The sequence below is a fragment of the Psychrobacter celer genome (assembly GCF_016107555.1).
GTDB classification, from domain to species: Bacteria; Pseudomonadota; Gammaproteobacteria; order Pseudomonadales; family Moraxellaceae; genus Psychrobacter; species Psychrobacter celer.
Genome location: NZ_JABASU010000025.1, coordinates 35,876 through 42,351 on the forward strand (window position 1 = coordinate 35,876; position 6,476 = coordinate 42,351).

10 protein-coding genes are annotated in these 6,476 nt (G+C 43.7%); 9 read left to right on the top strand and 1 reads right to left on the bottom strand.

The features are described 5' to 3' along the window. Positions 1 to 7 precede the first annotated feature (7 nt). The 9 genes from rpmD to rplQ all read left to right on the top strand — a co-directional run bounded on the left by rpmD (position 8) and on the right by rplQ (position 5,303). Complete coding sequence (rpmD, locus tag JFC05_RS10760) at positions 8 to 187, top strand: 50S ribosomal protein L30 (RefSeq protein ID WP_071003155.1); 180 nt, start codon at positions 8 to 10, stop codon at positions 185 to 187. Next, a complete protein-coding gene (gene rplO, locus JFC05_RS10765) occupies positions 187 to 627 on the top strand; it encodes a 50S ribosomal protein L15 (protein ID WP_198336875.1) in 441 nt (146 codons plus the stop codon). The genes rpmD and rplO overlap by 1 nt, the downstream gene beginning before the upstream one ends. A 19-nt stretch (positions 628 to 646) precedes the next feature. Continuing rightward, a complete protein-coding gene (gene secY, locus JFC05_RS10770) occupies positions 647 to 1,978 on the top strand; it encodes a preprotein translocase subunit SecY (protein ID WP_178377954.1) in 1,332 nt (443 codons plus the stop codon). A gap of 32 nt (positions 1,979 to 2,010) precedes the next feature. Then, positions 2,011 to 2,127 carry a 50S ribosomal protein L36 gene (rpmJ, locus tag JFC05_RS10775; protein WP_011279805.1) on the top strand — a complete coding sequence of 39 codons (117 nt, stop codon included), beginning with the start codon at positions 2,011 to 2,013 and terminating at the stop codon, positions 2,125 to 2,127. A gap of 251 nt (positions 2,128 to 2,378) precedes the next feature. Further along, positions 2,379 to 2,735 carry a 30S ribosomal protein S13 gene (gene rpsM, locus JFC05_RS10780; protein WP_198336876.1) on the top strand — a complete coding sequence of 119 codons (357 nt, stop codon included), beginning with the start codon at positions 2,379 to 2,381 and terminating at the stop codon, positions 2,733 to 2,735. Between the two features lie 20 nt (positions 2,736 to 2,755). Continuing rightward, positions 2,756 to 3,145 carry a 30S ribosomal protein S11 gene (gene rpsK, locus JFC05_RS10785; RefSeq protein ID WP_058368279.1) on the top strand — a complete coding sequence of 130 codons (390 nt, stop codon included), beginning with the start codon at positions 2,756 to 2,758 and terminating at the stop codon, positions 3,143 to 3,145. 48 nt (positions 3,146 to 3,193) lie between these two features. Continuing rightward, the gene (rpsD, locus tag JFC05_RS10790; RefSeq protein ID WP_186475030.1) at positions 3,194 to 3,835 is read left to right on the top strand and encodes a 30S ribosomal protein S4; all 642 of its coding nucleotides are present in this window, start codon (positions 3,194 to 3,196) and stop codon (positions 3,833 to 3,835) included. Between the two features lie 81 nt (positions 3,836 to 3,916). Then, positions 3,917 to 4,924, top strand: coding sequence for a DNA-directed RNA polymerase subunit alpha (locus JFC05_RS10795; RefSeq protein ID WP_075102286.1), 1,008 nt, complete (start codon positions 3,917 to 3,919; stop codon positions 4,922 to 4,924). A 19-nt stretch (positions 4,925 to 4,943) separates the two neighbouring features. After that, on the top strand, positions 4,944 to 5,303 hold the full coding sequence (gene rplQ, locus JFC05_RS10800) for a 50S ribosomal protein L17 (RefSeq protein WP_105244912.1): 360 nt from the start codon (positions 4,944 to 4,946) through the stop codon (positions 5,301 to 5,303). 79 nt (positions 5,304 to 5,382) lie between these two features. On the opposite strand, the gene JFC05_RS10805 is transcribed toward rplQ, so the two are convergent. Further along, positions 5,383 to 6,003 (bottom strand): L-threonylcarbamoyladenylate synthase, encoded by a 621-nt coding sequence (locus tag JFC05_RS10805; RefSeq protein WP_192994626.1) that lies wholly within the window; start codon positions 6,001 to 6,003, stop codon positions 5,383 to 5,385. Between the last annotated feature and the right edge of the window lie 473 nt (positions 6,004 to 6,476).

The window sequence follows — 6,476 nt, forward strand, 5'->3', positions numbered from 1 at the left end:
AGTTACGATGAAAAAAATGAAAGTCACTCAATTTAAATCGGGTGCCCATCGCCTAAAGAGCCACAAAGCGAGCTTGAAAGGATTGGGTTTACGCCGTATTGGTCATAGTGTGGTCGTTGAAGATACTCCTTCAACCCGTGGTATGGTTAATCGCGTCAACTACATGGTAAAAGTGGAGGAAGCGTAATGGGTCTTAGATTAAATGAATTATCACCAGGTGTTGGCGCAAAGAAAACTGCCCAACGTCGTGGTCGTGGTATCGGTTCAGGTCTTGGTAAGACTGGTGGCCGCGGTGTAAAAGGCCAAAAGTCTCGTTCAGGTTCTAGCATTCGCTCAGGATTTGAAGGTGGTCAAATGCCTTTATATCGTCGTCTACCAAAATTCGGTTTTACCAGTAAAATGGCAATGACAACTGCAGAAGTTCGTCTGTCTGAGCTGAACAAAATTGAAGGTGATGTGGTTAGCATTGAAACGCTAAAAGCAGCCAACCTTATCCGTCACGATATGAAACGTGCTCGCGTTATGCTATCAGGCGAAGTTACTAAAGCTTATACCTTCAAAGGTATCAAAGTGACTAAAGGCGCCAAGCAAGCAATCGAAGCTGCTGGTGGTAGCATCGAGGAGTAGTAACGTGTCAAAACAATCAATGACCTCAAGTGGTATACCGCTCAATCCATTTGCCTTCATACGCAAGTATGATGAGCTATGGACGCGTTTATTATTCTTAATCGGCGCATTGATTGTTTATCGTTTAGGGTCGCATATTCCAGTACCGGGTATCAATCCGGTCAACTTGGCTGATCTGTTTTCGCGCAACGAAAACACCATTTTGAGCATGTTCAATATGTTTTCAGGTGGTGCGCTAGAGCGTATGTCGATCATGGCACTTGGCATTATGCCATATATTTCAGCATCGATTATTGTACAGATGATGTCTGCAGTATTGCCATCGCTTGAAGCCCTCAAAAAAGAAGGTGAAGCAGGACGACGCAAGCTAAATAAGTATACCCGTCAAGGAACGCTTGCTTTGGCTCTAGTACAGTCATTAGGAATGTGTGCTGGCTTAATCAGCCAAAATCTTACTTTATCTACCGGCCTGACCTTTTATATTCCAGCGGTTACTTCGCTGGTAGCAGGTGCTATGTTCTTGATGTGGCTTGGTGAGCAGATTACAGAGCGCGGTGTCGGTAACGGTATCTCAATGCTGATTTTTGCCAGTATTGTAGCCGGTACGCCAGGTATGATTTCGCAGTCTATCGAGCAGGTCAATCAAGGTCAGATGAATTTGATTGTACTGTTTATTTTTGTGTTACTAGGCATCGCAGTGACCGCTGGTATCGTTTATATTGAACGTGCCCAGCGCCGTGTCCCTGTCAATTACGCACAGAAACAGCAGCAAGGGCGCAAGATTTATGCTCAGCAGCAGTCACATTTGCCGCTGAAATTAAACATGGCAGGGGTTATTCCCGCCATTTTTGCCAGCTCTTTATTGTTGTTTCCAGCTAGTTTAGGGCAGTGGGTCGGTCAATCAACAGATCCTACTTTTACACAAAAAATATTACAAAATATGGCATTGGTACTGTCGCCAGGACAACCGCTATATTTAGTACTGTTTGGCGCAATGATTATTTTCTTCTGTTATTTTTATACGGCATTGGTCTTTAGCCCGCGTGAAGTAGCAGAAAACCTTAAACGTAGTGGTGCGTATATCCCAGGTATTCGCCCCGGACAACAAACTCAGCGTTACCTCGATCATGTATTAAACCGACTGACCTTTATTGGCGCGATGTATATGACGGTTATTTGTTTAATGCCAATGGTCGTCCAGTCATCGTTTGGTGTACCTTTCCAGCTTGGTGGTACGTCTTTGCTGATTATGGTGGTTGTGGTAATGGACTTCATCTCGCAAATTCAAGCGCATTTGATGACCCATCAATATCATGATCAGACGTTAATTCAATCGCCCACTCAACCTTAAATGAACGGTACGATATCTCAAAGGAGCATGCTATGAAAGTTCAAGCATCAGTTAAAAAGATTTGTGGTAGCTGTAAAGTTGTGCGCCGTAAAGGCCGTGTACATGTTATTTGTACAGCAGAACCTCGCCACAAGCAACGTCAAGGTTAATATCTAGTAGCAACAAACCCTCGGTTTTGTTACTATATCAATTAACACTTGAAAAATAACGGCGGATGCGATATCATCCGCCACTTGCCGTAGTTTATGCAAAACTTTTATAATACTGTCGATGAATAGGCTTGTTGATGAGTCAAAGCAGCGATAGTCATTATAAAAGCTTTCGTATTGACAGCAACAAATCTGAAAAATACAGCCTTATTGATAAATAACGCTTATTTTTCTTTAATGGAGAGAAATCAATGGCTCGTATTGCCGGCGTAAACATTCCGGATAATAAGCATGCTGTTATTTCACTAACTTACATCTTTGGTATCGGTCGTACCACTGCTCAGAAAATTTTAGACGCAGTTGGCATCGCTCCTACTACTAAAGTCAGTCAGTTAGATGATACACAGTTAGATGCTATCCGTGCACAAGTTGCAGAATACATGACTGAAGGTGATCTTCGTCGTGAAGTGTCTATGAATATCAAGCGTTTGGTTGATCTAGGCTGTTACCGTGGCATCCGCCATCGCCGTAACCTACCTGTTCGTGGTCAAAACACCAAAAACAACGCTCGTACTCGCAAGGGTCCGACACGCCCTCTCAAAAGATAATTAACTTAGGAAGCTAAAAGATGGCTAAAGACACTCGTAGTCGCAAAAAAGTGACTCGTCGTTCAGTATCGGAGGGCGTTGCCCATATCCATGCGTCTTTTAATAACACCATTGTTACGATTACCGATCGTCAAGGTAATGCACTGGCTTGGGCCACTTCAGGTGGACAAGGCTTCCGTGGTTCACGTAAATCTACACCATTTGCAGCCCAGGTTGCAGCTGAAGTTGCTGGTAAAGCCGCTCAAGAATATGGTGTTAAGAATATCGATGTTTTGGTCAAAGGACCAGGACCGGGTCGTGAGTCTGCGGTAAGAGCACTAGGTGCATTGGGTTATAAAGTAAACAGCATTTCTGATGTAACCCCAATCCCACACAATGGTTGCCGTGCGCCGAAAAAGCGCCGCGTCTAATATTAAAGACGAAGCTTTTTATCATAAGAGCTTATAGGAGACATAACAATGGCCCGTTATATTGGACCAAAACTCAAATTATCACGTCGTGAAGGCACAGACTTAGGCCTTAAGTCTGGTGTTAAGCCATATGACGTAAAAACAAAGAAAGCTGCTCGTCCACCTGGTCAACATGGTGTGAGCCGTAACAAAAGCTCAGAGTACTCTTTGCAGTTACGTGAAAAACAAAAAGTTAAGCGTATCTACGGTGTACTAGAGCGTCAGTTTGCGAACTACTATAAAGAAGCTGCTCGTAAGCGTGGTGCTACTGGTGAGAACCTACTAGCCATGCTTGAGAGCCGTTTAGACAACGTAGTATATCGCATGGGCTTTGGCTCAACTCGCGCCGAAGCACGTCAGCTAGTCAGCCATCGTGCTGTTATGGTCAAAAAAGCTGGCCGTGATGAGTTTGTTCGTGTGAACATTCCATCAATTCAGTTGCAAGATGGTGATGTCATCGCTATCCAAGAGAAGTCTCGCGAACAGCTACGTATCAAAAACGCTATCGAACTAGCGACTCAGCGTGGCATTCCAGAATGGCTAGATGTTGATCACAGCAAACTACAAGGCACGTTTAAACAAGCGCCTGATCGTATTGATCTACCTGCTGACATCAACGAAAGCTTGATCGTTGAGCTATACTCTAAGTAAATGACGTACCGCTCAATGTCATAATCATGGCGTTGAGCAATGAACGTTAATTAAACCAGTTTAATAAATCGAGGTGACATCATGATGCTAAATGCAACTGAGTTTCTAACGCCGAACGCCATTAATGTGGATACGGTGAATGAAACGATTGCGAAAGTCACGCTCGAACCGTTAGAACGCGGCTTTGGACATACCCTCGGGAATGCTCTGCGTCGCATCTTGTTATCTTCATTACCTGGTGCTGCAGTCATTGAAGCTGAGATTGATGGTGTTGACCATGAGTACTCAACGCTTGAAGGACTACAAGAAGACGTACTTGACTTGCTTTTGAACCTAAAAGGCTTGGCGATTACCCTTCATGACCAAAATGAAGTATTTTTGACCTTGGATAAACAAGGTCCAGGCACTATTACTGCTGCAGACATCACACTACCGCATAATGTCGATATCATCAATCCAGATTTGGTGTTGGGTACATTAAGTGACCGTGGTCATCTTAAGATGCGTTTGCGCGTAGTAATGGGTCGTGGATATGAGCCAGCAAACCAGCGCCGTGAAGATGGTGACACCAAAGCAATCGGACGTTTAAAGCTTGATGCAAGCTTTAGTCCTGTGCTACGTGTTGCTTATCAGGTTGAGAACGCTCGCGTAGAGCAGCGTACTGATCTTGATCGTCTTATCGTTGAGCTTGAAACTAATGGCACTATAGATCCAGAAGAAGCAATTCGTAAAGCAGCCACTATTTTACAACAACAGATTTCTATCTTTGTTGACCTAGAAGCTGAAGAAGCGCCTGAGCCTGTGAAAGAAAAAGAAGAGGTCGATCCGGTGCTATTACGCCCTGTGGACGATCTTGAACTAACGGTTCGCTCAGCCAACTGCTTGAAAGCTGAAAACATTTACTATATCGGTGATTTGGTACAGCGTTCAGAGACTGAACTACTAAAAACCCCAAATCTTGGTAAGAAATCATTGACCGAAATCAAAGACGTGCTAGCGTCTAAAGATTTAGAGCTTGGTATGCGCCTAGACAACTGGCCGCCAGCTGACCTTCGTGTCGATGATCGCTTTTCTTATCGTAGCCGTTAAACTTTAAGGATTTTTGACTATGCGCCATCGTAAGAGTGGAGTCAAGCTGGGTCGTACCGGCAGTCATCGTAAGGCAATGTTTCAGAACATGACCAACTCATTGTTTGAGCATGAACTGATCAAAACTACTTTGCCAAAAGCTAAAGAATTGCGCCGCGTTGCTGAGCCATTGATCACTTTGGCTAAAGAAGACAGCGTTGCTAATCGCCGTTTGGCATTTAGCCGTATGCGTAGTAAAGCTATGGTCGGTAAGCTATTTGGCACGTTAGGTCCTCGTTACCAAACGCGTCCAGGTGGTTATTTACGTATCGTAAAATGTGGTTATCGTGACGGTGACAACGCGCCAATGGCTTATGTAGAATTGGTTGATCGCGACTAATTTTGCATTGACGATATAATGTATAAAAAAGGCTCCAATTCAATTGGAGCCTTTTTTTATGTTTCGAGTTTGTCGCTGATTACAATAATAGTGAATCAACATCGGCTGCACCTTGTCTGATGATTTCAGGCATCCCACCAGTCATATCTACAATGGTCGTCAGCTTGGTGGTCTTGATACCGGCATTGATCAAACCATCAATTTGATTGCTTAATAACTCCTCGATTTCAAAGGGATCATCAAGGATGTCATCACGCTCAGGCAATATCAATGAGCTGGTCAAAATTGGTTCATCCATGGCTTCTAATAATGCTTGAGCGATAGGATTGCTTGGTACACGGATACCAATGGTTTTTTTCTTAGGATGCGCCAGTTTTTTGGGGACATCTTTTGTCGCATTTAGGATAAAAGTAATTGGGGCTGGGGTATGCGCTTTTAGTTGTTTATACTGAGCATTGTCTACGGTCGCATAGGTGGCAATCTCGCTTAAGTCGCGACAAAGTAAAGTAAATTGGTGTTTGTCATCCAGTGCGCGGATTTGCTTAAGTTTGTCTAAGGCCTCTTTTGCGCCCAAACGGCACCCAAAAGCGTAGCTGGTATCGGTAGGGTAGATGATTAGTTGATCTTTGCGCAGCAGCTCGGCTGCTTGAGCGATCAGACGAGGTTGCGGATTGTCGGGATGAATATAAAAAACTTGCATAATCGTTCCTTATTTTATAATTATAACAGTATCGATGATCGGTACTACGTCGCCTTATTGTGAGTCATACTAAGGGCCAATGACTGCTGATGTGGGGTGATAAAGACAAGCACAGAGTAACCCTTATACCTATTAATACTTGTATCAAACCCATACCTTATAAAGGCGCTTTACTGGTTTAGTATAACGCAAGGCAAATATAAGTTTAGTGGCAGGGCGTTACGATGCGTAGAAAATCGTTAACGGTTTATGATGATATCAAAAGCGCCTGCTTTATTTTAGCCGCGCTTATGGTGACTTTATAGACGATGCTGCGTGAGATAAATACCAGCAGCACAGAGCACATATACTATGTGTCCGGGGGCTGTCCTAGATAACTAGTTCAAACCCTGTTTAACCCATTGTTTTAATTGTAGTCATTGCGACTTTGGGTCACTGTGATTAAAACGCCACTCACATTCCTTTAAATAGAG

What these genes read in the sequence shown, in the direction of transcription:
- rpmD (WP_071003155.1), top strand. Translation starts at nt 8, where the DNA reads ATGAAAAAAATGAAAGTCACTCAATTTAAATCGGGTGCCCATCGCCTA.
- rplO (WP_198336875.1), top strand. Translation starts at nt 187, where the DNA reads ATGGGTCTTAGATTAAATGAATTATCACCAGGTGTTGGCGCAAAGAAA.
- secY (WP_178377954.1), top strand. Translation starts at nt 647, where the DNA reads ATGACCTCAAGTGGTATACCGCTCAATCCATTTGCCTTCATACGCAAG.
- rpmJ (WP_011279805.1), top strand. Translation starts at nt 2,011, where the DNA reads ATGAAAGTTCAAGCATCAGTTAAAAAGATTTGTGGTAGCTGTAAAGTT.
- rpsM (WP_198336876.1), top strand. Translation starts at nt 2,379, where the DNA reads ATGGCTCGTATTGCCGGCGTAAACATTCCGGATAATAAGCATGCTGTT.
- rpsK (WP_058368279.1), top strand. Translation starts at nt 2,756, where the DNA reads ATGGCTAAAGACACTCGTAGTCGCAAAAAAGTGACTCGTCGTTCAGTA.
- rpsD (WP_186475030.1), top strand. Translation starts at nt 3,194, where the DNA reads ATGGCCCGTTATATTGGACCAAAACTCAAATTATCACGTCGTGAAGGC.
- JFC05_RS10795 (WP_075102286.1), top strand. Translation starts at nt 3,917, where the DNA reads ATGATGCTAAATGCAACTGAGTTTCTAACGCCGAACGCCATTAATGTG.
- rplQ (WP_105244912.1), top strand. Translation starts at nt 4,944, where the DNA reads ATGCGCCATCGTAAGAGTGGAGTCAAGCTGGGTCGTACCGGCAGTCAT.
- JFC05_RS10805 (WP_192994626.1), bottom strand. Translation starts at nt 6,003, where the DNA reads ATGCAAGTTTTTTATATTCATCCCGACAATCCGCAACCTCGTCTGATC.